We start from the raw sequence: 24,126 nt of genomic DNA on the forward strand, positions 1-24,126 counted from the left end.
ACCACAACATAACATATGACAAACTCTAATACAAAAACCTTCAACTCTACATTTGAGAAAGAAGTTAATGAAGGTTTAGTTGCGTTTCCTAAGTACCTATCTTCTAAATGGTTTTATGACAAAAAAGGAGATAAACTTTTTCAAGATATCATGGCAATGCCAGAATATTATCTCACAGATTGTGAGTATAATATTTTAGACACTCACACTGCTGCTATTGCCAATCAATTTAATAGCCCAGAAGGATTTGATTTAATTGAACTTGGTGCAGGAGATGGCAAGAAAACTAAATTGCTTTTAAAATATTTATCAGACCAAAATGTAAATTTTGATTATCTGCCAATTGATATAAGCCAAAATGCTTTAGATCAACTTGAAGAAAGCTTAACAAAGGAATTTCCAAAGGTTTCAGTAAAAACTCAACAAGGTACTTACTTTGAAGTTTTAGAAAAGATTTCAGAATACAATAAAAGAAAAAAAATTATCCTTTTTCTAGGCTCCAACATTGGTAATTTACTTCATGAACAAGCTATCAACTTTTTAACGAAAGTAAAAGATGTTATGAGTGGTGACGATATGCTTTTTATGGGCTTTGATCAAAAAAAACATCCTCAAACAATTTTAGATGCCTATAATGACAAAGCTGGAATTACAGAGGCATTTAATAAAAACATACTTCATAGAATTAATAATGAACTAGAAGCTAATTTTAATGTGGACAACTTCTTACATTGGGAAGTATATGATCCTGAAAGCGGATCTGCAAAAAGTTACCTGGTAAGCAAGGAAGCCCAAACTGTTTATATAAAAGCTTTAGATCTTACTGTAAATTTTAATGCTTGGGAAAGTATACATACAGAAATATCTCAGAAGTATACAGATGCTGTTGTAGAGTGGTTAGCTGAAGAATCTGGACTTAAAGTTGTCACTAACTTTACAGATGAAAACAAGTATTATAAAAACTATATTTTTAACGCCAACTAAATCTTAGTATATGTCTTCAATAGCTACAGAACGTCTTGTATTAAAGCCTACAACTGTTGAAGATGCAGCATTTATTTTAGAACTCTTAAATTCTCCTAAATGGTTAAAATTTATTGGAGACAGAAATGTAAAGTCTATTGCAGAAGCAGAAGCATACATAAAAGAACGAATGCTACCACAATTTGAGCGGTTAGGATTTACTAACAATGTAGTTATACGAAAAGCCGATGGTAAGAAAATTGGTGCTTGTGGTCTTTATGATCGTGATGGTTTAGAAGGTATAGATATTGGATTTGCTTTTTTACCGGGTTTTGAAGGGCAAGGTTATGGTTACGAAAGTGCTAGTGCGTTATTACAAACAGCATTTAAGGACTATAAATTAAACCGAGTTATTGCTATAACCTCCAAGCATAATATGCCATCTCAAAATTTATTAATAAAACTAGGTCTAAATTTTGAGAGTATGATTACCTTACCATATGAAAATGAAGAGCTTATGCTTTTCTCTATTGAAAACTAATCCCAACATTTAGATTATGAAAGCTATTTGGAATAACACAGTAATTGCTGAAAGTAACTCTACAATTATTATAGAGAATAACCATTATTTTCCTCCAAGCTCAGTAAATAGTGCTTTCTTAAAACCATCAGAAACTACAACAGTATGTCCTTGGAAAGGAGAAGCATCTTATTACACTATTAAAGTAAATGAGGACATCAATAAAAATGCTGCCTGGTATTATCCTAACCCAAAAGAAAAAGCTTCAGATATTAAAGATTATGTAGCCTTTTGGAAAGGTGTAAGTATTACAGAGTAGCTGTTATAACACTCATTAATTTTTCTAAATCTTCTTCAGTATTAAAGTAATTAAAACTAACACGTATACCATTACCTCTTTGTGAACATAGTATCTCATTTTTGATTAGCGTATTGTATAGTTTATCATCACCTTTAATATTAAAGATTGAAGAATGCGCATTTCGTTTTAACACAGCTTCATCTAATAAATGATGCTTTTCAAATTGATGTTTAGCAGATGTAGACAAAACTTTTATTGAACGTTCTATATTCTCTACACCAATTTGATTACTAACAGTTAATGCAACTTTTAAGCTTCCAAAGTTTAAGGTATCTTGATGACCAGGTTCAAACCTTCCTAAAAAACTATTATCCTGTTGTTTGTATTTACCAAAGCTAGAGTTAAAACCAATAGTTTTAGGAAAGACCTTATTAGGCACCTCATCTTTAAATAATAAAAATCCGTTACCATAACCCGCATTAAGCCATTTGTATGCACTGGCGCCCAAAACATCAATTCCAGAATCTTTAAAATTAAAAGACTCAGTACCGCAGTATTGAGTACCATCTGCTACAAATAAAGTTTCAGGATATTGCGCTTTTAAAGTATTTATAACTTGTAAGTCTATTTTTATACCAGAAATATATTGCACAATACTAAATGCAAACACGTCTGGTTGTTGGCGCTTAAATTCGGCTATTAAATCTTGTTCTAAATTTGCTGAAATAGAAATATAGTTTCTTTTGAAATCTCTAGTTTCAATAGGCCAATTTATTGAAGGATAATCACCTTTTAAAAGCAAAAACAAACTCTTGTTTGGCAACCCTTCTAAAAAGGTATTAAAACCTAGAGAGAAATTTTGAACCAAAGCTATTTGATTGGGCTCACAAGTAAAAAAACTACCAACTGCTTCTCTTGTTTGTGAGAGCATTTCACTTTGATAGTCTTTAAATTTACTACCATATTTAAAGAACTGCTCATCATGATCTTTTCTAAAATCTAAGACAGATTTAGAGAGTAACCCAGATGCTGCTGTATTTAAGTAAGTAGTGGTCTTTAGTATGGGAAATTCAGCTTCTATCCTATTTTTCATTATATCTAAGGTAAAAATTGGTACATTTGAGTAGTGTTATAAAAGTACTCATAATATGTTTTCTAAAAATACCAAATCTAAAGACTTAGACAGAGATCAACGCGAGCTTTTTGAACATGCTCAAGATCGCATAAAACAGAAAAAAAGACTTACACAACACTTTGTTATTTTCTTAGCAGGCTCTATTTTACTTATAGTTATTAATGTGGTATTGGGCTATGGAAAAGATGTAAAGCTTTTTGGAGCAGATTGGTTTGTATGGGCTATTTTACTCTGGACATTCTTCTTCTTGGTTCACGCACTAAACGTTGTAATTACCAACAAGTTTATGGGTAAAGATTGGGAGCAAAAACAAATGGATAAATTAGTAGAAAAGCAAAAGAAAAAGATTGAAGAAATGCGCCAAAAGGTTGCTGTAGATATGCCTGTTCCAGAAAAAAAAAGCAATCTTCAAAACCAGAGGCCTACAGATCCCAACCTACCACTAAACTCATAACGAATCCTATGCTTACCATGATTGCTGCTGCAGCAGAAAATAATGCCTTAGGTAAAGACGGCGACTTAGTTTGGCACTTGCCAGACGACTTTAAAAGATTTAAAAAACTTACAACTGGCCATCACATTATTATGGGCAGGAAAACCTTTGAGTCTTTTCCTAAACCTTTACCAAACCGAACTCATATTGTAATTACTAGAAACAGAGATTACACTAAAGAAGGCTGTATTGTTGTTCATAATTTAGAAGATGCCTTAAAAATTGCCGAAGAAGACACACAGCCATTTATTATTGGTGGCGGAGAAATTTATAAACTTGCTCTAAATGCTTCTGAAAAAATTGAACTTACAAGAGTTCATGATACGTTTGAAGCAGATGCCTTTTTTCCAGAAATAGATCTTTCTAAATGGGAGCTCATGAACGAAGAGTTTCACGAAATAGATGAACGCCACAGCGTTTCATTTACATACCTTACTTATGTTAAGAAAACAGCTTCTTAACAATCCTTAACACTCATTAGAAATCATTTAGCAGGTTAAATACTACACAAGTTAGTCATCCTAAGTATCTTTAGTTAAAAAGATACTATTATGAGCAATACACAAGAGTTTGACAAAGACACCAAAGCTAAATTTAAAAATCTAGTCACGGAGATAACAGTAGCCATGATGGCTACAAAACTAGGAGAAACACCGCTTCATATTGTTCCTATGATGACTAAAAAGGTAGACGACTTAGGTAATATCTGGTTTTTAAGTGGTGGTCATAGTGATCATAATGGGCATATTGTAAATAACCCAAAAACACAGTTGGTATATAGTGATCCAAAGCAAATGGAATTTATAAGCGTCTATGGTAATGCTTTTATCTCTACAGATCAATCTATTTTAGAAGACTTATATAGCAAAGACGATGATCGCTGGTTTGATGGTGTTACAGATCCAAACCTTACCGCAATAAAATTTACACCTAAAGAAGCAGAGTTTTGGGATTCAACACAGAATAAATATATAAATCTATTTAAAGTAAGAGCAACATCTTCTGCAGAGTCATAAATACCACAAATTAATTAAGAGGGTTTTTAGGCACACGCATAACGGTTCTTTTTTAAACCCTGTTTTTTATTGCTATTTTTGAACTTTAAAAACCAACCTATGCACGCATTTATATTTCCTGGACAAGGTGCCCAATTCTCTGGAATGGGATTAGATTTATACGAAAGCTCTAACGAAGCTCAAGACTATTTTAACAAAGCAAACTCAATATTAGGATTTAACATCTGTGATATTATGTTTGAAGGTTCTGCAGAAGATCTAAAACAAACTAAAGTTACACAACCAGCTATTTTCTTACACTCTACTATTTTAAGTAAAGTTATGGGTGATAAATTTAAGCCAGATATGGTTGCAGGTCACTCATTAGGTGAGTTTTCTGCTTTAGTAGCCAATAAAACTTTAGAGTTTGAAGATGCTCTTAAATTAGTATCTCAACGCGCTCAAGCTATGCAAAAAGCATGTGAAGCTCAACCAAGTACTATGGCTGCCGTTTTAGGATTAGACGATCATGTGGTTGAGGCTATCTGTGCAGATGTTGATGGTACTGTAGTAGCAGCAAATTATAATTGTCCAGGACAATTGGTAATCTCAGGTGAAATTGACGCTATCCACACAGCTTGTGAACGCTTAAAAGAAGAAGGTGCAAGACGTGCATTGGTATTACCTGTTGGTGGTGCTTTTCACTCACCACTTATGGAACCAGCAAGAGAAGAGTTAGAAGCAGCAATAAAAGCAACTACATTTAATACACCTATTTGTCCTGTTTATCAAAATGTGACAACATTTGGTGTAACTAACCCAGAAGAAATACAAAAAAACTTAATCTTTCAACTAACAGCTCCTGTAAAATGGACACAAAGTATGCAACAGATGATTAAAGATGGTGCTACTAAGTTTACAGAAGTTGGACCAGGCAAAGTCTTACAAGGCTTACTTGGTAAGATTGACAGAACTGTTGAAAAAGAAAGCGGTACTATTTAGTAATTGCTTAAACCTATATTAAAAGCGTCTTATTAAGACGCTTTTTTTTATTCATATATAAATACTAAAATTATTCTTTAATAAATTGAACGTGACGAATGCCTTCTAATGTAGTTAATTTTACAATGTACAATCCAGAAGCTAATGATGACACATTTATAAATTGACTCTGTTCACTTTGTCTTAAAAGTTGTCCCCTTAAATTATATACAGCTAAGTGTTGTAATGGTTGATTTGATTGAACAAATAATCTATTTGTAACAGGATTAGGATACACCTGTAATTCCTGCAACCGCTTTTCTGGAACAGACAAGACACATTCGGTATCTGAAAACGAAGTGACCTCTTCATCATAAATCCAATTGGCGTAATTGCCAGTACCAGATGCCGCTTGGTCTTCATTATCTACAAGAATACAGTTTAAATCTGGGTTATCACCAGCTCTCATAGAAATTATACTTTCATTATTTTCATTATTTAAATTAAATGAACTAATCAAAGTATTTGTAACATTCACTCTTGTTAAATTAGGGTTTTGACTTAAGTCAACAGATTCTAACTCGTTAGAATTTTCAAAAAATGAATTAAAGCCTGCGCCTAATGTTATTTCTTCAAGAAATATATTTGTTGAAACATCTATAGTTTCAAGATTACAAAACGCCACATGCAATTCCCTTAAATCTGGCAAAGGTGTTACATCTAGAGAGGATAAATCATCACAATGAAAACAAGAGAATTTTGTGAGTAGTTGGTTATTTGATAAATCAACCGTTGTAAATATATTACCTGGTAAAGTATCAAAATTATAGTTTGAAAAATCAACCTCAATAAGCTCTGTATTGTTTGTAATATCAATTTCAGATAATCTATTTTGTGATAATTCTAAAAACTGAAGATCTATGTTATTAGATAAATTAATTGAAGATAAAGAAGTCTCAGAAATAAATAAATGAGTTAAATTAATATTTGAGGACACATCGATACTTGTTAAGTTAAATACTGTCGAAATGTTAAGGAACGTTAAATTAACATTATTCGAAATATTTAAACTATTAAAGTCGTGTTCAAGAAGTTCTAAAGATTCTAAATTTACGAATGCTTCAATACCTGTCATATCTTGAATAGAGCTTGTTGGCGAGAATATTAAAAGTTCAGTAACTGCTTCAAGGTCACTTGTCAGGACTGTATCATTCAATGTCCCATCACTATCTATACCTTGATCAATCAATGCTTGCTCAAAGACATCATCTGGTACTGTTGTAGTTTGTCCAAAAGCTAAAAAGGATATGAATAGAATAACAAGAGTAATAGTTGATTTCATAATAGCGATGTTTTAGCAACACTATAAAGCTAAACAATTATTAACCAACTGCTTAAAAAATATTATTCCTTCTTATAAACAGTGCCACCTTTCATAACAAAACTAACATTTTGCATAGCGGTAATTGTTTTAGTAGGATCTTCGTTTACAGCAATGATATCTGCAAAAGCGCCTTTTTTTAATTGCCCTATTTGAAATGGCATTTCTAATACTTCTGCATTTATGAATGTTGCCGTCTGTAACGCAATGTGTTCGGGCATACCAGCTTCAACCATGTACATAAACTCTTTAGCATTTTCACCATGAGGAAATACGCCTGCATCTGTACCAAAGGCTATGGGCACACCTCTTTTATAAGCACGACCAAACATATCTTGAATTTTTGGCCCTATTTCTAAAGCTTTTGGGACTATAATAGCTGGATAATAGTCTTTAATTTTTGCCTTTTCTGAAACATATTTCCCTGCAGAGATTGTAGGCACTAAAAAAGATTTTTTTTCTTTCATAATATCCATAGTTTCATCACTCATTAATGTGCCGTGTTCAATAGTTTTTACGCCATTATTTATAGCACGTTGCATACCTTTATCACCGTGTGCATGAGCAGCCACTTTCATACCGTAATCTGCAGCAGTATTACAGATTTCAGCAATTTCTTCATCTGTAAACTGAGGGTTTTTACTACTCTTGGCTACACTTAAAACACCACCAGTTGCAGTTATTTTTATCCAATCTGCTCCGTTTTTATAACGTTGTCTAACTGCTTTACGAGCATCTCTCACACCATTTACAACTCCTTCTTTAGGACCTGGATCTCCAATAAGTTCTTTGTTCCTGCCATTTGTAGGATCTGCGTGACCGCCAGTTGTTCCTAAAGCTTTTTCTGCAGTTAAAATTCTTGGGCCTTGTACCTTTCCTTGATTAATTGCATTTCTTAAAGACACATTTACGCCTGTGCCACCTAAATCTCTTACAGTTGTAAAACCAGCCATTAGCGTTCTTTGTGCAATTTCTTGCGCATTGTAAGCTACATCTGCTTCATTTAATACAAATGGCTCTAAATATTTATTGGCACCAGTTTCACTTTCAATATGCACGTGCATATCTATTAAACCAGGCAACACTGTTTTATCTTTTAAGTTAATTATGATTGCGTCTGCATTTTTTGGTTGTGCATAACCTTGTAAAACTGCATCTATTTTATCGCCTTTTACAACTATCGTTTTTTCAGTTTCAATTTTAGCAGTTTCAGAATTAAATAACTTACCACAATGAATGTAAGTATCTTGCGCAAAGATTGATGCACAACTAAAAATTAATAGTAGTAATATGAGACGTTTCATAATTGGTAATTAATCGTTTAAAAACTCTTTAATGGTCGTTGTGATAAATTCTATTTGGTCATTTTCTAATTCTGTATGCATTGGTAACGACATAACCTCTTGAATTAATTGATTGGTAACTGGGAAATCTGCTTCGTTATAACGATCATCTTGATACGCTTTTTGTTTATGCAACGGTATAGGATAATATACACCACAAGGAATTCCTTGTTCATTTAAATGCTTTACCAACTCATCTCTCCTTCCATTGGTTATTTTTATAGTATACTGATGAAATACATGACAATCGCAGGTATCACAAATAGTATCTACGCCATTACATTTTCCTTTTGGCACATCTATATACTTATGATCTTTTAAAGCTGCGGTATATTGTCTCGCAGCATCTTGGCGTTTTGCATTATAGGTATCCAGATGTGGTAATTTTGCTCTTAACACAGCTGCTTGAATACTATCTAATCTTGAATTTACACCAACAACGTCATGATGGTAACGCTCATACATACCATGGTTAACTATACCTCTAATAGTATGTGCCAAATCATCATTATTTGTAAAGATTGCACCACCATCACCATAACAGCCTAAGTTTTTTGAAGGAAAAAAAGAAGTTGAAGCTACATGACCAATAGCTCCAGCTTTAGTCTTAGTACCATCTTTGTGAGTGTAATTTGCACCTATGGCTTGTGCATTATCTTCTATAACATAAAGATTATGTTCTTTAGCTAGCGCCATAATCTCATCCATATTAGCACAGCGACCAAATAAATGTACAGGTACAATTGCTTTTGTTTTTGGAGTAATAGCCTTCTTAATGGCGTTAATATCTATATTAAAATCACTAGGATTTACATCTACCAATACTGGTGTTAGTTTAAGTAATGCAATAACTTCTACTGTTGCCGCAAACGTAAAATCTGCAGTAATCACTTCATCACCTTGCTCAAGACCCAAGCCCATCATTGCAATTTGAAGTGCATCTGTACCATTAGCACAAGGTATAACGTGTTTTACACCTAGGTAATCTTCTAATTCTTTTTGAAAACTGTGCACTTCTGGTCCATTTACAAATGCTGTTGTATCTAAAACATTTAATATTGAAGTATTTACAGTGTCTTTTATGTGTTCATACTGACCCTTAAGGTCAACCATCTGAATTTTTTTCATTGTCTATAATTTGTAACCCAACGAAAATACAAAAAGTTGCATCGAAAGTCAGCATTTTTATAGAATGCCTTACATTAGCAGAAACTACAACCCAAGCTTTTGAATTTTATATATAACAGTCTCATAATTTGTGCGTCCTATCTCTTAAAGCTAGTAGCGCACTTTAACCCTAAGATGAAACTTTTTGTAACGGGCAGGCAGCACGTATTTGATACTCTTGAAGAAAAGATAGCGGCCAACGATCATATAATCTGGTTTCATGTAGCTTCTTTAGGTGAATATGAACAAGCTGTGCCTATAATAAACGCTCTTAAAAAGAACCATCCTATTCATAAAATTTTAGTGAGTTTCTTCTCTCCTTCTGGCTATGAAGTGAAAAAAAACAACAGCATAGCAGATGTTGTAGTTTACCTGCCATTAGATAGCATAAAAAACGCAAAACAATTTATTAAATTAGCACATCCAGATATTGCAGTATTTATTAAATATGAGATTTGGCCTAACTACCTTAGGCTATTAAAGAAGGAAGCTATCCCAACTATTTTGGCTTCAGGATTATTTAGGTCTTCTCAAATATACTTTAAGCCTTATGGTGGTTTTATGAAAAAAGCTCTATGCTCTTTTGATTATTATTTTGTTCAGGACAATGCTTCTAAAACCTTATTACAATCTATAGGCATAGATCAAGTTAGCGTTAGTGGAGATACAAGGTTTGATCGTGTATCACATCAAATTGAGATGAACAACACCTTGGCTTTTATTGAAGAGTTTTTAGATGAGCACCTTTGTGTAGTTTGTGGCAGCACTTGGCCGGAAGATGATGCTATCTTAATAAATTACGTAAATAGCTTTAAGGAGAAAAAAGCAAAACCTGTTAAGTTTATAATAGCACCTCACGAGATTAAACCTGAAAAAATTAAAAAACTAAGGGAAAAGCTTAAACTACCAACTGTAAGTTATTCAAACAAGGATGCATCTAATTTAAAAGACCATCAAGTTTTTATAATAGATACTATTGGTCTACTTACAAAAATTTATAGCTATGCAAACATTGCCTATGTTGGTGGTGCTATGGGCACTAGCGGTTTACATAATATCTTAGAACCTGCAACTTTTGGTGTTCCAATTGTAATTGGCTGTAATTATGAAAAATTTCCAGAAGCAAACCGATTACGACAACTTGCAGGATTATATAGTGTTAAAAATGAAGACGATGTAGCTTCAATTTTTAACAAGCTAATCTATGATGATTCATTTAGAGAAACAACAGGTTTAATAGCCGAACATTTTATAAATAGTAATACTGGTGCTACTAAAATTACTGTAGATTATATTAATAACACTTTAAGACCTTCAATATAAAAAGATTAAACTGTTGTCGCTTGATTTAAATATCTTCTAAAGGGTAACATTTCTTTATAAACAGAAATAACTTTCTCTTTAAAACCACCTCCAACTACTTCTTGTTGGGACACATCATGAGACACCGCAAACGTACGATGGCGCAATAAGTTTATATACTTATGATCTTTAGAAAATCCTTTAGGAGCTGTTTTTAAAGGATCTTGATTTATTATGCTTCCAAACATAGCTTTAAAAGAAGGCTTTTCAATTATAGCCACAAACTCTTCGCCATTATAATCTAATGCTTCCCTAATACTTGTAAGTGTATTAGTTGGAGGTTTCCAATAACCTCCAGCAATAAAAGATTCTGTTGTACCTAAATGAATATAAAAATCTCCTTGTTTACCTTCGTGATCTAAACCTGCTCCAAAATGATTTTTGTAAGTTGGTTTTTCTGGATGAAACATAAGATTATTATTAATTCTATTTATTGCTTTCCTGCCTGGTGTATACGTATAGTCTGGATCAATTTTACCTAGCTCAATATCTAAACCATTTAACCAATCTATATACCAATCTCTAACATCATGATAATAAGATCTATTTAGGTCCATCCATTCCTTCGAATTGTTTGCTTGTAAGTCATTCAAAAATTGATATAATGTTCTGAAACTCATATATGTCGAATATTTCTTAGGTTTTATATAAAATCTTTAGAAAATTAGCAAAACTTTAATAATAACCATACATAAGTGCATATAAAGAATCCCTAATTTTGAGGCATTAAATAAAACTATCAATTATGAAAAAAGTAATCTTATCACTTGCATTAGTACTAGTTGCAGGTTTAAGCTTTACATCTTGTAGAGAAACAGAAAAAGAAACTGAAACTATTGTAAAAGAAGTTGAGGTTGAAGCTGAAGAAACAAAAGGCGCTTTAGAGCGTGCGGCTGAAGAAGTTGACAAAGAAGTTAATGAAGAAATTGACGAGGAAATCGACAAAATCGGAAACGACGACTAATAATAAACTCTTAAAAGCCACTTTAAAAAGTGGCTTTTATTTTTAAAACTTAAAATTATGAAAAAGTATATAGCAACAATCGCATTTTTAGCTGCAATTACTGCATCTGTTACATCTTGCAGAGAAGCAAAAACAGATGATGATGCAGACGATGAAATTGAAAACACCATACAAGAAGGTGTAAATGAAGTTGAAGAAAACACTGGTACAGGTGGTACCGATGATAATTAATCTTAAAATAAAGATTTATGAAATCTATTATATATAAAGGCTTTCTTTTTGCTTCTATGTTTGCAATTGTAGGATTAGCATCTTGCAGAGAAGAACAAACCGAAGAAGAAAAAATCATTGAAGAAATGAAAAATGAAGGCGCAGAAATTGAAAGATCTTCAGACGACGGTGACGTTAAAATAAAAATGGAAACCGAAGAAAAAGAAGTGAAAATTAAAAAAGACGCAGATGGCGACACAAAAATTAAAGTCGATACAGACGGAAATTAGGTCATCATCTTAAAAAAGTTAAGCCGCTCAAATGAGCGGCTTTTTTTATGCACTAAATTTATTTATCTGTTTTTTAAGATCCTCCATACTTTGTTGCAGTTCTCTCATTAATGTGCTTTCTGAAGTGTTTTCAACTCCAAAAGTTAATCTACTACTCACTTGCCAAAGTTCTTGTATATCATCTACATTAACGGTAATTGGTAAATACTCTTCATTAAAAGATACAAGCAATACTTTTTTAGGGTCTGGTAATTTCTGAAGTTTTTTAACAAGAACAGAGTCTTGTAATACCACAACGTGTACTTTATTAATATTATAGTCTGTAATATTAGATACTGCCTTTGCCAACACCCAATCTTCAGGCTGTAAATTTGGAGTCATACTATCTCCTTCTACCTGAAAACCTCTATAGGTTGCATTTCTATATTGTGGTAATGGTATATTAAAGGCTGGAAGTTTTTGATACCACTCTACATCGTGAATGTTTTGTGGATATCCGGCAGCTGCTTTTTGGTTAACAAAAACCATAGCATCTTCGTTATCAGAATCTACAGTTAATATACGAGGACTAACATCACCATTTGTAGTTGTTAAGAATTTTTTTGTGCTGTCACCAAAAACCCATAACGGATTAACATTAAACTGCCTTAAAAGTTCTGCAATCACTTTTCCCGATAACTTGGTACGACCTCGCTCTATATCTGCAGTTGTATTCTTAACCCCTAAGAGCTCTGCAAACTCAGTTTGGGTATAATTATTTTCTTCGCGAATTTGTTTAAAACGCTTTGCCTCAAGTGTTGGTGGTAGTCCCATAAGGTAAATATACGTAATTATGGAAATATTCCAAATTTAATTACTAAGAGTTGCCTTAAACACATTTGCTATAAATCTTTTATTGTAATGTCTTTGATTACTTTGCATTGTATTTAGGTCTATATAATCTATTTGCTCAAGGTTATAATTTTCAAAAAAAGCATATAGTTCTTCATTACATTCAAAAGGGCTAATAATTATAAACTTAGTTTCTGTAGGTAGATTTATCATCCCTTCGTGATAAACAACAGGAATATTTTCACCATAACTCCATAATATCTCTACCATTTCATTATTAAACACATAAACTGGTAGTTGTCTCTGTTCTATTCCAGGTTGTACTGTTTCGGGCAACCTCATATTGGTATTTACACTTAAGGCTGTTGCTAATGGCAAACCAAATGTTGTTATGCATAGTATAAAAACAATACTTAAATAGAACACGGTTTTAATCTCTCGTTTATATAGTGCTCTTAACAAAAAAATGCTGACTCCTACCAAACTTAAAGATGCCAATAAAAACCAGAACCAATAACCACTTAAATCGTCTATAATGACAATCCCAAGTACGGGAAACAGTAAACCAACACAACCTATTATCGTGTAGTTAATATATACTGGTAGCACCTCGTATCTAGACTTTGAGGTTTTAAAATTTTTAAATAAATATTGAATGTAAAAACTACAGTTAAATGCAAGTGGTATTAATACTGGTAAGAGATACCGAGATTTCTTTTCTGGGATCACAGATAATAAAACAACTGAAAAGACCGTCCATAGCAACGTAAATTGATAAGCTTTTAAATTGCTTACTCTATATTTTAAATACGGATAAAGTAAACTTATAAAAGCAGGAATTGTCCACAAACCAGATTGTGTAAAAAAGCTCCAATAATAATAAAATGGCCTTATGTTTTTATGACTCCAAGCGTTAGTCTCTTTATTTGCTATTTCTAATAATGTTTCAGCATCATTTATAATTATATAGATATACCATGACATAGATATGCCAATAGCTAATACTAATACAACCACAAGACCAATTGCAAGATTCTTTTTCAATTTGAACTTATAGACGACACCATAACTTATTAAAAATGGAAGTAATAAACCGTACATAGAAACTGGTCCTTTACTCAAAGCAGAAAAGCCAATAAAAATTCCTGCTAATAGTGCATACTTTAAATTAAATTTTTCTGAAAGCAAATAACTATAGAGCGCATATATAGCAACCATCATAAAACTATGCGTGTAAATATCCCAAGTACCTTGACGACCAGAAAAAACTATATAAAATGAAGTGGCCAGTATTAAAGAAGTTATAAAGGCTTGTGTTCGTAATTTGGTAAGTTTTAATATAAAATTGTAGCTTACTAATACCAATAGTAGCGAGGCTAATGCAGAAGGCAATCTAAGAGCTGCAACATTCTTTAATCCAAAGATAGCTCCAGAAATAGCCGTTAACCAGGTTGGCAAAGGTGGCTTCTCATATCTTGGCAAAGCGTTCATGGTTGTAAGCAGCCAATTATTTTCTCTAAGCATATCTCTAGCAGAAAGAAAATTTCTGGCTTCCATAATATTTACATAGAGCACATCTAAGTGAACAAAAAACACCAATAGGCATACCGTAACTAACAGTATGATATGCGTGGTTTTATTATGACTTAGCATTTCTTATAAGTATTATATTTCTCACATAAACTATGAGTCCAAAAAAGTGACCTACAAACAATACAGGATCTTTTCTGAACAATGCATAAAAAATTACAATTACAGAACCTATTAAACTAAGTAACCAGAAGCCAAATGGTAAAGATGATTTTTGTCTTGCTTCAGAATACAACCATTGATATATAAAGCGTGTTGAAAATACTATTTGCCCAACAACACCTATGGATAATAACCAAAAAGGAATGTCTTCATTTTTAAACAACATTTCTGTATCCATAGTTCCAAATAACACAACTCCTAACACACATAAAACTGGAAGTGCTAAAATTAAAACTTTAAAAAAATTATAAAAACTATCCCAAACTTTTTGAATCTGTAGGTTTCTTACATAAATGTAGTACATAAAAAACTGTCCTAGGATTATAGCAAAATCTTGTCTTAAATACCCATAAATTAAAAGTATAAATGCTGCTAAAAGTCCTAATTTCCAAAAGAGACTCGGAGTTACAACTTTTTTCTTTTTTTCTGAAGTTAACCATTGGTGTAACGTACGTCCTGAAAATAAAAGTTGTGCAAAAAAACCTACTGCATAGATTAACCAATCATTCATCCGCGTTTATTTATTCTGTAGTTTATATATTTCCATTTCATCCAGCTAAAAGCAAAGCAATCTAATAACGGACTTATTAATCGATTCCATAACCCAAATTTAGCTTGTCCTGCCAATCTTGGAAAATGTGACACTGGCACTTGCTTAATTGTCCCTTTTTGTAGCAATACCATAGCCGGTAAAAACCTATGCAAACCTCTAAACATAGGAATACGTCTTGCTGTTTCAGTTTTTAAAATTTTTAAAGGACAACCCGTATCATCCATACCATCTTTTGTAAATAATCGTCTTACAGAATTTGCTATGAAAGATGAGGCATTTTTAAGAAAGCTATCTTTTCTATTAGTTCTTGTACCAGTTACAAGATCATAATCTTCAATATATTCTAGTAAAATATCAAAATCGTTAGGATCCGTTTGCAAATCGGCATCTATATAACCAGTTAAGTTAGTTTCAACGGTATCAAAACCAGCTTTAATTGCCGCACTCAAACCATAGTTTGTGTCAAAAGCTATAAAATTGAAAGCTGAATTTCTGTTACAAATTTCTTCAATTTTAAATAAGCTTCCATCCAAAGAACCATCATCAATAAATAAAACATTACATGGGAATTTAGAATTACTTATATACGTTGAAAGCTGCTCCTCTACCCTATCTAAATTTTCAATTTCATTAAAAACAGGAATAATTATGGTTAATCCTTTTGTCATATATCGTATTTGAAGTAGCAAAAATACAATGTCTTTTATGTTTTAGGCATCACTAAACTCATTTTTAAACTAATAATTTTATAATGAAAACATGAAGTCTGAAATTAAAAAAGCTAACTAATAAATTATTAAAAACACCCTATCACTAAGACACTTACCGAAAAAATATGCCGTTGCTCCTAAAACTGTCACTATTAACATTCAGGTAATCTTAAAAACATAAATTGCAGGTTTTAACTGTTTAGTTTAGTGAGGTTTTTTTTATGAAACATATTCTACAATTAGTTCTTACGCTTTTTATAAGCTTTTCATCTTTTTCGCAGGTTTGCGTTCACTCCATTACAAATGCCACTCCTTTACAAGGTACTAATGGCACACAAGTAACAATTAATGGAACAAACTTTACAGCGTCTAGCATAGTTTCTATAAATGGTAATCCTGCAAGCAGTGTTACATTTATTGATGCAAATACACTAATTGCCTCAGTAGCAAACGGAACTACAAGTGGTCCTATAGAAGTAACAGATTCAAGTTGTACTACCACATTTGGAACGTTTACAGAATTAAACGATGCTAATAGTTGTAGTGTAATGTTTTCAGACATTATAATCTCAGAAGTTTTTGATAATAATGGAGGTTCTCTTGGTTATATCGAAGTATTTAATGGCACAGGCAGTCCTGTAAACCTGTCAAACTATACTATAGATCGTTATGGTGATTTAAGTACTACAACAGTTACTCATACGTATACGTTTCCTAATGGGTTAATAATTCAAGATCAAGAAGCATTAGTTGGAAGAATTAATAGTGGTGGATCTGGTATTGAAGATTTTGATTATGAAAATACAACCAATGGTTTTAACGCAGATGATAGATTAGAACTTTTTAATAATGGAACTCTAATAGATGATTTTCACGATGAGATTGATGGTACAGTAGGTTATGTGTACCGAAGAAACACAGATATCTCAGGACCTAACCCTAATTTTACAACTTCAGAATGGACAACCTTTACAGAAGGCGATGAATCTGACTTAGGTATTTACAATGCTTCTAGTGTACCACCATTGATTAACACACAACCTAGTGACTCATCAGACTGTACCGCAAGTTTTTCAGTCTCGGCTACAGCTTCAAATGGAGGTATGCTTTCTTACCAATGGTATTTCAATGAAAATAATGGAAGTAATACAAATTTTATTGAAGTTAACTCCACCAATTTACCAAGTGTGACTATAAGTGGTGAAACAAGCACAATGTTAACACTTACAGGAAATACTAATAGTATAGATAACTATCAGTTTTTTGTTTTGATTACTGAAGTTGGTGGTTGTAGTAATTATAGTGATACCGCAATATTTACTTACCAAGACAATATAGCTCCAGTTCCAGATATAACTCCATTGGCTACGCTTACAGATCAATGTCAAATAGATATGCTGACTGCACCTACAGCAACAGATAATTGTGTTGGTTCAGTAACTGGAACTACCACTACTACAACACCTATTACAAGTTCAACTACAATTACCTGGACCTATACCGATGCCAACGGAAACTCATCGACGCAGGATCAGGATGTGCTCATCAATGATACCACTGCGCCTGTTGCAGACAACGATCCTCTACCGACAGTCACTGAGGAGTGCCAGGTCGATTCAATTGCTGCTCCGACGGCGACGGATAACTGTGACGGACAGGTTACAGGTACAACGACAACACCTTTCCCGATCACCTCGTCCACAACCGTGACCTGGACCTATACGGACTCCAACGGAAACTCATCGACGCAGGATCAGGATGTGCTCATCAATGATACCACTGCGCCTGTTGCAGACAACGATCCTCTACCGACGGTCACTGAGGAGTGCCAGGTCGATTCAATTGCTGCTCCGACGGCGACGGATAACTGTGACGGACAGGTTACAGGTACAACGACGACGCCATTCCCGATCACCTCGTCAACTACCGTGACCTGGACCTATACCGATGCCAACGGAAACTCATCGACGCAGGATCAGGATGTGGTCATCAATGATACCACTGCGCCTGTTGCAGACAACGATCCATTACCGACAGTCACTGAGGAGTGCCAGGTCGATTCAATTGCTGCTCCGACGGCGACGGATAACTGTGACGGACAGGTTACAGGTACAACGACAACACCTTTCCCGATCACCTCGTCCACAACCGTGACCTGGACCTATACGGACTCCAACGGAAACTCATCGACGCAGGATCAGGATGTGCTCATCAATGATACCACTGCGCCTGTTGCAGACAACGATCCTCTACCGACAGTCACTGAGGAGTGCCAGGTCGATTCAATTGCTGCTCCGACGGCGACGGATAACTGTGACGGGCAGGTTACAGGTACAACGACAACGCCTTTCCCAATCACGTCATCCACAACCGTGACCTGGACCTATACGGACTCCAACGGAAACTCATCGACGCAGGATCAGGATGTGCTCATCAATGATACCACTGCGCCTGTTGCAGACAACGATCCTCTACCGACGGTCACTGAGGAGTGCCAGGTCGATTCAATTGCTGCTCCGACGGCGACGGATAACTGTGACGGGCAGGTTACAGGTACAACGACAACGCCATTCCCAATCACGTCATCCACAACCGTGACCTGGACCTATACGGACTCCAACGGAAACTCATCGACGCAGGATCAAAATGTGGTCATCAATGATACCACTGCGCCTGTTGCAGACAACGATCCTCTACCGACAGTCACTGAGGAGTGCCAGGTCGATTCAATTGCTGCTCCGACGGCGACGGATAACTGTGACGGACAGGTTACAGGTACAACGACAACACCTTTCCCGATCACCTCGTCCACAACCGTGACCTGGACCTATACGGACTCCAACGGAAACTCATCGACGCAGGATCAAAATGTGGTCATCAATGATACCACTGCGCCTGTTGCAGACAACGATCCTCTACCGACAGTCACTGAGGAGTGCCAGGTCGATTCAATTGCTGCTCCGACGGCGACGGATAACTGTGACGGACAGGTTACAGGTACAACGACAACACCTTTCCCGATCACCTCGTCCACAACCGTGACCTGGACCTATACGGACTCCAACGGAAACTCATCGACGCAGGATCAAAATGTGGTCATCAATGATACCACTGCGCCTGTTGCAGACAACGATCCTCTACCGACAGTCACTGAGGAGTGCCAGGTCGATTCAATTGCTGCTCCGACGGCGACGGATAACTGTGACGGACAGGTTACAGGTACAACGACAACACCTTTCCCGATCACCTCGTCCACAACCGTGACCTGGACCTATACGGACTCCAACGGAAACTCATCGACGCAGGATCAGGATGTGCTCATCAATGATACCACTGCGCCTGTTGCAGACAACGATCCTCTACCGACGGTCACTGAGGAGTGCCAGGTCGATTCAATTGCTGCTCCGACGGCGACGGATAACTGTGACGGGCAGGTTACAGGTACAACGACAACGCCATTCCCGATCACGTCATCCACAACCGTGACCTGGACCTATACCGATGCCAACGGAAACTCATCGACGCAGGATCAGGATGTGCTCATCAATGATACCACTGCGCCTGTTGCAGACAACGATCCTCTACCGACGGTCACTGAGGAGTGCCAGGTCGATTCAATTGCTGCTCCGACGGCGACGGATAACTGTGACGGGCAGGTTACAGGTACAACGACAACGCCATTCCCAATCACGTCATCCACAACCGTGACCTGGACCTATACGGACTCCAACGGAAACTCATCGACGCAGGATCAAAATGTGGTCATCAATGATACCACTGCGCCTGTTGCAGACAACGATCCTCTACCGACAGTCACTGAGGAGTGCCAGGTCGATTCAATTGCTGCTCCGACGGCGACGGATAACTGTGACGGACAGGTTACAGGTACAACGACAACACCTTTCCCGATCACCTCGTCCACAACCGTGACCTGGACCTATACGGACTCCAACGGAAACTCATCGACGCAGGATCAGGATGTGCTCATCAATGATACCACTGCGCCTGTTGCAGACAACGATCCTCTACCGACGGTCACTGAGGAGTGCCAGGTCGATTCAATTGCTGCTCCGACGGCGACGGATAACTGTGACGGGCAGGTTACAGGTACAACGACAACGCCATTCCCAATCACGTCATCCACAACCGTGACCTGGACCTATACGGACTCCAACGGAAACTCATCGACGCAGGATCAGGATGTGCTCATCAATGATACCACTGCGCCTGTTGCAGACAACGATCCTCTACCGACAGTCACTGAGGAGTGCCAGGTCGATTCAATTGCTGCTCCGACGGCGACGGATAACTGTGACGGACAGGTTACAGGTACAACGACAACACCTTTCCCGATCACCTCGTCCACAACCGTGACCTGGACCTATACGGACTCCAACGGAAACTCATCGACGCAGGATCAGGATGTGCTCATCAATGATACCACTGCGCCTGTTGCAGACAACGATCCTCTACCGACGGTCACTGAGGAGTGCCAGGTCGATTCAATTGCTGCTCCGACGGCGACGGATAACTGTGACGGGCAGGTTACAGGTACAACGACAACGCCATTCCCAATCACGTCATCCACAACCGTGACCTGGACCTATACCGATGCCAACGGAAACTCATCGACGCAGGATCAAAATGTGGTCATCAATGATACCACTGCGCCTGTTGCAGACAACGATCCTCTACCGACGGTCACTGAGGAGTGCCAGGTCGATTCAATTGCTGCTCCGACGGCGACGGATAACTGTGACGGACAGGTTACCGCCACTACATCGACGCCATTCCCGATCACCTCGTCAACTACCGTGACCTGGACCTATACGGACTCCAACGGAAACTCATCGACGCAGGATCAGGATGTGGTCATCAATTTTCCTCAAATTGATAGCATGGCAAACGTAAATGAATGCCAATCATTTACATTACCTACAATTACAGGAAATAATTTATCTGGAAACGAAATGTATTATACAGGCTCAAATGGTGCAGGAACATCTTATTCTTCAGGTACTGTACTTAATTTTGAAGATTTTCAAAATTACCCTGTAACTTTATATATTTATGATGAAGCATTGACAACACCTAGTTGCTTTAGTGAAGAAACTTTTACATTAACACTACAGGACTGTGAGCCTCCTGTAATACTACCGCCTAATGAAATTTTAATTCCAGAATTTCTTACACCAAATAATGATGGTTTTAATGATGTATGGAATGTTCGAAATGTTTTTACTATAGACCCTAAAGCACAGGTTTACATATTTGATAGATATGGTAAGTTATTAAAAGCTTTATCCCAATCTGAACCATTTTGGGATGGAACATTTCATGGCAAGCAAATGCCTTCTAATGATTATTGGTATTTAGTTCAATTAATTAATGAAGATTCTAGTGGTTTACCTATGAGTCAACAATTAAAAGGTCATTTCACTCTTAAACGATAATAGACATTTTTATTAATTAAGAGAGCTGTCTTTATTTCCCATTAAGACGAACTTCAATTTTCTTTTTTTTAACTGTGATAGCTTTCATTAAATCCATTAATGATTTTTCATTAGTAGATTTAAAAAACTCATTGATAACCAAAATGAGTCTTTTTCCTTCACGTGAAGCTTTTACGCGATCACTCGTTGTCATATTATTCATCTTAGCATTAAGATAGTCTTGAGCTTCAGTTTTTATATTTTTAATGTTTGGCATAATTTTCATTTTAATTTATGCAGATTTTACTTGTTCGTTTATTTTTCTCTGAAGATCTGTAAAGAAAGTATCTTTCATTTTTCTATACTTATCTATATGAAATTGATACATTCTTCTACATTTCTCATGTTCTTGTATAAAAGAAATATTGCATTTCATATCCAGACATTCAACAATAGAAGTACGCGAATCCAAAAAGTTTTGCAACTGGCGATGTATAACATTATTATCAAACATAATAATTTGAAAGCGTTGAGATAATTTTTCTCTCTCCATCCATTTTCTAGAAGATTGAGAGTTAAAAAATGTGACAAGGCTTTTTAACTCTTCACCCACATAAGCGAGATGATTTATCCAATTGTGCAATTCCATAGAATTAATTTTGTGTGCTACCTCAACATCAGAATCTTGAGTATGGATTTCTATATTTTGTAATTCCATTTCGTTATATATTTATATTACCAAGTCTATTTTACCCTGCATATTGTCCTGTATTACTTTCTTAATTTGCAGATGTTGTATACCAGAGCCTAATTTCTCGTGTAACACATCTCCTTCTGCACACCCAAAGAGTAAGGCTCCCAATGGTGTAATAACAGATATTTTATCTTCTTTTATATTTTTACTTGCTGGAATAACAAGATGTAAGTGTTTCTTTAAATTTTCATTAAACTCTACCAAAATATTTGAGTTAAACCTAATAACATCTGTAGGGACATCTTCCTCATCCAGAATTTGGGCATTCTTAAGATTATCATTTAAACATTTTATTGCTCTTTGAGTATCAAAATCTTTAGCATAGCTTGAAATATTAAGTATGCGCTTTAAAAGCACATATTCTTTTTTTTCTATTATTAAGCTTCCGTATTTCATATCTTGAAATCTTATTTAATTTAATAAACACTCATACTATATTTATATCATTTCAATTCGCGGTATGGCGAGTGAAAGATTTAGTTTTAAGATTCTTTATAGTAAAGGCAATCGATATGCCAATTAATTTTTCAACATTGGCTTTAATAAAAAACCCTTATTGTATAAGGGTTCATTTGATTTCTAAAAAACTTAAAGTGAAAATTATTTGGTAAATAATTACTCAGATGAGTAGAAAGTAAACGTTTATAGAAAAGTTAATTTTCCATCTTACTTCGTAGAGTTTTTCGGGTGATTCCTAAAATTTCAGCAGCCTTTGTTTTGTTGTTGTTGCAAGCATTCAAAACTTTCTGGATATACTCCTTTTCAATTTGTTTTAATGGCAATAAAGAATCTTCAGGGAAACTGATATCAAATTTTAAGTTATCTGGTAAATGTTCTACACCTATAATTTTGTTACACATAATTACAGCACGTTGTATTACATTCTCCAGTTCTCGAATATTTCCTGGCCAGTTATAGCGCTGCAGGATTGCTGTTGCCTCTTGTGTTATACGTACAAAGCGATCTTTGTACTCTACGCCATATTTAAATAGGAATTTTTCGATGAGCAATGGGATATCTTCTTTTCTTTCACGAAGTGGTGCAACATTAATCTCAACGACAGTAAGACGGTAAAAAAGATCTTCCCTAAAGGTATTTTTTTTTATCATCTCCTTTAGGTTACCATTTGTAGCAGCTATTATGCGAACATCTATTTTGCTTGCTTTCTGTGCGCCTAACTTCACCACTTCTTTTTCTTGTAAGACTCTTAACAATCGTGTTTGCACAGCTTTAGATGCATTGCCAATTTCATCTAAAAAAATAGTTCCACCATTTGCAGCCTGAAAAAAACCGTCTCGGTTCTTGTCGGCTCCAGTGAAAGCTCCTTTTGTATACCCAAAAAGTTCAGCCTCTAACAAGTTCTCAGGAATACCGCCGCAATTAACGGCAATAAATGGTGCTCTAGAAAATTTCCCTTGATAATGTATAGCACGCGCTACAAGCTCCTTACCTGTACCGCTTTCGCCTTTAATAAATATAGTAGCCTTATTATCCTTAACACGCTCTATAACCTGAATAACATCATTAATCTTTTCTGACTTTCCTATAATTTCACCATAAGAATTATCATTTGTAGGTTTTAAGTTTGAAGAGGAAGAATTTAAATTATCACGTTTACCTAACGAATTAGTTACAGCACTTTTTAGCTCATCTTTAGTAAATGGTTTTGTTAGATAATCTGCAACACCAGACTTTATAGCTACAAGAGAATCTTGAATAGATGGATAACCCGTAACCACGAGCTTTGGTAATGTTGGATAATGCTCTGAAACAAACTTGATGAGTTCTGAACCATCTACTTGCGGCATTTTTAAGTCGGTAATTAGTAAGTCTATTTTAGTGTCCCGTAAAATTTGAACAGCCTCTTTTACAGAAAGTGCCTTATATGTATGGTAGCTCCATGATTTTAGATGGCGCTGCAACAATTCGAGGATATTAATATCATCATCTACAATTAAAATATTTTCTTTTCTTAGCTCCATTTAAACC

The 24,126-nt window shown here is 35.4% G+C and carries 25 protein-coding genes; 12 read left to right on the plus strand and 13 right to left on the minus strand.

All coding sequences use genetic code 11. From position 1 onward, the window contains the following. Positions 1-15: 15 nt before the first annotated feature. From egtD to CA2559_RS13150, 3 genes are read left to right on the plus strand one after another with little or no spacing between them, the layout of a single operon-like run. Positions 16-984, plus strand: a complete 969-nt coding sequence (gene egtD / locus CA2559_RS13140) for an L-histidine N(alpha)-methyltransferase (RefSeq protein ID WP_013188404.1) — start codon at positions 16-18, stop codon at positions 982-984. Between the two features lie 10 nt (positions 985-994). Beyond that, complete coding sequence (locus tag CA2559_RS13145) at positions 995-1,504, plus strand: GNAT family N-acetyltransferase (RefSeq protein WP_013188405.1); 510 nt, start codon at positions 995-997, stop codon at positions 1,502-1,504. Positions 1,505-1,520: 16 nt separating this feature from the next. Then, positions 1,521-1,802 (plus strand): DUF427 domain-containing protein, encoded by a 282-nt coding sequence (locus CA2559_RS13150; RefSeq protein ID WP_013188406.1) that lies wholly within the window; start codon positions 1,521-1,523, stop codon positions 1,800-1,802. On the opposite strand, the gene CA2559_RS13155 is transcribed toward CA2559_RS13150, so the two are convergent. After that, complete coding sequence (locus tag CA2559_RS13155) at positions 1,792-2,877, minus strand: aminotransferase class V-fold PLP-dependent enzyme (RefSeq protein WP_013188407.1); 1,086 nt, start codon at positions 2,875-2,877, stop codon at positions 1,792-1,794. The two genes, CA2559_RS13150 and CA2559_RS13155, sit on opposite strands and share 11 nt — an antisense overlap. A 55-nt stretch (positions 2,878-2,932) precedes the next feature. Between CA2559_RS13155 and CA2559_RS13160 the strand changes: the two genes are divergently transcribed. The 4 genes from CA2559_RS13160 to fabD all read left to right on the plus strand — a co-directional run bounded on the left by CA2559_RS13160 (position 2,933) and on the right by fabD (position 5,409). Then, entirely contained in the window at positions 2,933-3,373 is a 441-nt protein-coding gene (locus CA2559_RS13160; protein WP_013188408.1) for a 2TM domain-containing protein, read from the plus strand. 8 nt (positions 3,374-3,381) lie between these two features. Continuing rightward, positions 3,382-3,873 (plus strand): dihydrofolate reductase, encoded by a 492-nt coding sequence (locus CA2559_RS13165; RefSeq protein WP_041241037.1) that lies wholly within the window; start codon positions 3,382-3,384, stop codon positions 3,871-3,873. A 90-nt stretch (positions 3,874-3,963) separates the two neighbouring features. After that, positions 3,964-4,428 carry a pyridoxamine 5'-phosphate oxidase family protein gene (locus tag CA2559_RS13170; protein ID WP_013188410.1) on the plus strand — a complete coding sequence of 155 codons (465 nt, stop codon included), beginning with the start codon at positions 3,964-3,966 and terminating at the stop codon, positions 4,426-4,428. Between the two features lie 99 nt (positions 4,429-4,527). Next, positions 4,528-5,409: an ACP S-malonyltransferase gene (gene fabD, locus CA2559_RS13175; protein ID WP_041241038.1), complete on the plus strand. Its 882-nt coding sequence runs from the start codon at positions 4,528-4,530 to the stop codon at positions 5,407-5,409. Positions 5,410-5,479: 70 nt separating this feature from the next. Here fabD and CA2559_RS13180 read toward each other — a convergent pair whose 3' ends face one another. The 3 genes from CA2559_RS13180 to CA2559_RS13190 all read right to left on the minus strand — a co-directional run bounded on the left by CA2559_RS13180 (position 5,480) and on the right by CA2559_RS13190 (position 9,240). Continuing rightward, on the minus strand, positions 5,480-6,730 hold the full coding sequence (locus CA2559_RS13180) for a T9SS type A sorting domain-containing protein (RefSeq protein ID WP_013188412.1): 1,251 nt from the start codon (positions 6,728-6,730) through the stop codon (positions 5,480-5,482). A 62-nt stretch (positions 6,731-6,792) separates the two neighbouring features. After that, a complete protein-coding gene (locus CA2559_RS13185; protein WP_013188413.1) occupies positions 6,793-8,073 on the minus strand; it encodes a metal-dependent hydrolase family protein in 1,281 nt (426 codons plus the stop codon). 9 nt (positions 8,074-8,082) lie between these two features. Next, positions 8,083-9,240, minus strand: coding sequence for a DegT/DnrJ/EryC1/StrS family aminotransferase (locus CA2559_RS13190; RefSeq protein ID WP_013188414.1), 1,158 nt, complete (start codon positions 9,238-9,240; stop codon positions 8,083-8,085). 174 nt (positions 9,241-9,414) lie between these two features. Between CA2559_RS13190 and CA2559_RS13195 the strand changes: the two genes are divergently transcribed. Further along, positions 9,415-10,602, plus strand: a complete 1,188-nt coding sequence (locus CA2559_RS13195) for a 3-deoxy-D-manno-octulosonic acid transferase (protein WP_013188415.1) — start codon at positions 9,415-9,417, stop codon at positions 10,600-10,602. Positions 10,603-10,607: 5 nt separating this feature from the next. On the opposite strand, the gene CA2559_RS13200 is transcribed toward CA2559_RS13195, so the two are convergent. Next, positions 10,608-11,261 (minus strand): DUF2461 domain-containing protein, encoded by a 654-nt coding sequence (locus tag CA2559_RS13200; protein WP_041241039.1) that lies wholly within the window; start codon positions 11,259-11,261, stop codon positions 10,608-10,610. Between the two features lie 125 nt (positions 11,262-11,386). Here CA2559_RS13200 and CA2559_RS13205 point away from each other — a divergent pair, with 125 nt between their 5' ends. From CA2559_RS13205 to CA2559_RS13210, 3 genes are read left to right on the plus strand one after another with little or no spacing between them, the layout of a single operon-like run. After that, complete coding sequence (locus CA2559_RS13205; protein WP_013188417.1) at positions 11,387-11,605, plus strand: hypothetical protein; 219 nt, start codon at positions 11,387-11,389, stop codon at positions 11,603-11,605. Positions 11,606-11,662: 57 nt separating this feature from the next. Next, positions 11,663-11,836 carry a hypothetical protein gene (locus tag CA2559_RS13905; RefSeq protein WP_013188418.1) on the plus strand — a complete coding sequence of 58 codons (174 nt, stop codon included), beginning with the start codon at positions 11,663-11,665 and terminating at the stop codon, positions 11,834-11,836. 17 nt (positions 11,837-11,853) lie between these two features. Beyond that, positions 11,854-12,105: a hypothetical protein gene (locus CA2559_RS13210; protein ID WP_013188419.1), complete on the plus strand. Its 252-nt coding sequence runs from the start codon at positions 11,854-11,856 to the stop codon at positions 12,103-12,105. A 45-nt stretch (positions 12,106-12,150) separates the two neighbouring features. Here the strand turns inward: CA2559_RS13210 and CA2559_RS13215 are convergent, their stop codons facing one another. The 4 genes from CA2559_RS13215 to CA2559_RS13230 form a co-directional block, all read right to left on the minus strand. Continuing rightward, positions 12,151-12,918: a LexA family transcriptional regulator gene (locus CA2559_RS13215; protein WP_013188420.1), complete on the minus strand. Its 768-nt coding sequence runs from the start codon at positions 12,916-12,918 to the stop codon at positions 12,151-12,153. A 36-nt stretch (positions 12,919-12,954) separates the two neighbouring features. Then, positions 12,955-14,493, minus strand: a complete 1,539-nt coding sequence (locus tag CA2559_RS13220; RefSeq protein WP_158305535.1) for an ArnT family glycosyltransferase — start codon at positions 14,491-14,493, stop codon at positions 12,955-12,957. 82 nt (positions 14,494-14,575) lie between these two features. Next, positions 14,576-15,199 (minus strand): lipid-A-disaccharide synthase N-terminal domain-containing protein, encoded by a 624-nt coding sequence (locus CA2559_RS13225; protein WP_013188422.1) that lies wholly within the window; start codon positions 15,197-15,199, stop codon positions 14,576-14,578. Then, positions 15,196-15,909 carry a glycosyltransferase family 2 protein gene (locus tag CA2559_RS13230; protein WP_013188423.1) on the minus strand — a complete coding sequence of 238 codons (714 nt, stop codon included), beginning with the start codon at positions 15,907-15,909 and terminating at the stop codon, positions 15,196-15,198. Before CA2559_RS13230 ends, CA2559_RS13225 begins: the two co-directional genes overlap by 4 nt. A 263-nt stretch (positions 15,910-16,172) precedes the next feature. Between CA2559_RS13230 and CA2559_RS13240 the strand changes: the two genes are divergently transcribed. Further along, on the plus strand, positions 16,173-21,404 hold the full coding sequence (locus CA2559_RS13240; RefSeq protein WP_083798879.1) for a T9SS type B sorting domain-containing protein: 5,232 nt from the start codon (positions 16,173-16,175) through the stop codon (positions 21,402-21,404). A gap of 31 nt (positions 21,405-21,435) precedes the next feature. On the opposite strand, the gene CA2559_RS13245 is transcribed toward CA2559_RS13240, so the two are convergent. The 4 genes from CA2559_RS13245 to CA2559_RS13260 form a co-directional block, all read right to left on the minus strand. Then, the gene (locus CA2559_RS13245; RefSeq protein WP_041241041.1) at positions 21,436-21,660 is read right to left on the minus strand and encodes a hypothetical protein; all 225 of its coding nucleotides are present in this window, start codon (positions 21,658-21,660) and stop codon (positions 21,436-21,438) included. 15 nt (positions 21,661-21,675) lie between these two features. Continuing rightward, positions 21,676-22,101 (minus strand): hypothetical protein, encoded by a 426-nt coding sequence (locus CA2559_RS13250; RefSeq protein WP_013188427.1) that lies wholly within the window; start codon positions 22,099-22,101, stop codon positions 21,676-21,678. A gap of 12 nt (positions 22,102-22,113) precedes the next feature. Further along, positions 22,114-22,533 (minus strand): GreA/GreB family elongation factor, encoded by a 420-nt coding sequence (locus tag CA2559_RS13255; RefSeq protein WP_013188428.1) that lies wholly within the window; start codon positions 22,531-22,533, stop codon positions 22,114-22,116. A 257-nt stretch (positions 22,534-22,790) separates the two neighbouring features. Next, positions 22,791-24,119, minus strand: a complete 1,329-nt coding sequence (locus CA2559_RS13260) for a sigma-54-dependent transcriptional regulator (protein ID WP_013188429.1) — start codon at positions 24,117-24,119, stop codon at positions 22,791-22,793. Positions 24,120-24,126 lie beyond the last annotated feature (7 nt).

It is taken from the genome of Croceibacter atlanticus HTCC2559 (assembly GCF_000196315.1).
GTDB classification, from domain to species: Bacteria; Bacteroidota; Bacteroidia; order Flavobacteriales; family Flavobacteriaceae; genus Croceibacter; species Croceibacter atlanticus.

Bases quoted from the DNA above. Each gene is read 5' to 3' on its own strand.
- egtD (WP_013188404.1), top strand. From the start codon at position 16: ATGACAAACTCTAATACAAAAACCTTCAACTCTACATTTGAGAAAGAA.
- CA2559_RS13145 (WP_013188405.1), top strand. From the start codon at position 995: ATGTCTTCAATAGCTACAGAACGTCTTGTATTAAAGCCTACAACTGTT.
- CA2559_RS13150 (WP_013188406.1), top strand. From the start codon at position 1,521: ATGAAAGCTATTTGGAATAACACAGTAATTGCTGAAAGTAACTCTACA.
- CA2559_RS13155 (WP_013188407.1), bottom strand. From the start codon at position 2,877: ATGAAAAATAGGATAGAAGCTGAATTTCCCATACTAAAGACCACTACT.
- CA2559_RS13160 (WP_013188408.1), top strand. From the start codon at position 2,933: ATGTTTTCTAAAAATACCAAATCTAAAGACTTAGACAGAGATCAACGC.
- CA2559_RS13165 (WP_041241037.1), top strand. From the start codon at position 3,382: ATGCTTACCATGATTGCTGCTGCAGCAGAAAATAATGCCTTAGGTAAA.
- CA2559_RS13170 (WP_013188410.1), top strand. From the start codon at position 3,964: ATGAGCAATACACAAGAGTTTGACAAAGACACCAAAGCTAAATTTAAA.
- fabD (WP_041241038.1), top strand. From the start codon at position 4,528: ATGCACGCATTTATATTTCCTGGACAAGGTGCCCAATTCTCTGGAATG.
- CA2559_RS13180 (WP_013188412.1), bottom strand. From the start codon at position 6,730: ATGAAATCAACTATTACTCTTGTTATTCTATTCATATCCTTTTTAGCT.
- CA2559_RS13185 (WP_013188413.1), bottom strand. From the start codon at position 8,073: ATGAAACGTCTCATATTACTACTATTAATTTTTAGTTGTGCATCAATC.
- CA2559_RS13190 (WP_013188414.1), bottom strand. From the start codon at position 9,240: ATGAAAAAAATTCAGATGGTTGACCTTAAGGGTCAGTATGAACACATA.
- CA2559_RS13195 (WP_013188415.1), top strand. From the start codon at position 9,415: ATGAAACTTTTTGTAACGGGCAGGCAGCACGTATTTGATACTCTTGAA.
- CA2559_RS13200 (WP_041241039.1), bottom strand. From the start codon at position 11,261: ATGAGTTTCAGAACATTATATCAATTTTTGAATGACTTACAAGCAAAC.
- CA2559_RS13205 (WP_013188417.1), top strand. From the start codon at position 11,387: ATGAAAAAAGTAATCTTATCACTTGCATTAGTACTAGTTGCAGGTTTA.
- CA2559_RS13905 (WP_013188418.1), top strand. From the start codon at position 11,663: ATGAAAAAGTATATAGCAACAATCGCATTTTTAGCTGCAATTACTGCA.
- CA2559_RS13210 (WP_013188419.1), top strand. From the start codon at position 11,854: ATGAAATCTATTATATATAAAGGCTTTCTTTTTGCTTCTATGTTTGCA.
- CA2559_RS13215 (WP_013188420.1), bottom strand. From the start codon at position 12,918: ATGGGACTACCACCAACACTTGAGGCAAAGCGTTTTAAACAAATTCGC.
- CA2559_RS13220 (WP_158305535.1), bottom strand. From the start codon at position 14,493: ATGGAAGCCAGAAATTTTCTTTCTGCTAGAGATATGCTTAGAGAAAAT.
- CA2559_RS13225 (WP_013188422.1), bottom strand. From the start codon at position 15,199: ATGAATGATTGGTTAATCTATGCAGTAGGTTTTTTTGCACAACTTTTA.
- CA2559_RS13230 (WP_013188423.1), bottom strand. From the start codon at position 15,909: ATGACAAAAGGATTAACCATAATTATTCCTGTTTTTAATGAAATTGAA.
- CA2559_RS13240 (WP_083798879.1), top strand. From the start codon at position 16,173: ATGAAACATATTCTACAATTAGTTCTTACGCTTTTTATAAGCTTTTCA.
- CA2559_RS13245 (WP_041241041.1), bottom strand. From the start codon at position 21,660: ATGCCAAACATTAAAAATATAAAAACTGAAGCTCAAGACTATCTTAAT.
- CA2559_RS13250 (WP_013188427.1), bottom strand. From the start codon at position 22,101: ATGGAATTACAAAATATAGAAATCCATACTCAAGATTCTGATGTTGAG.
- CA2559_RS13255 (WP_013188428.1), bottom strand. From the start codon at position 22,533: ATGAAATACGGAAGCTTAATAATAGAAAAAAAAGAATATGTGCTTTTA.
- CA2559_RS13260 (WP_013188429.1), bottom strand. From the start codon at position 24,119: ATGGAGCTAAGAAAAGAAAATATTTTAATTGTAGATGATGATATTAAT.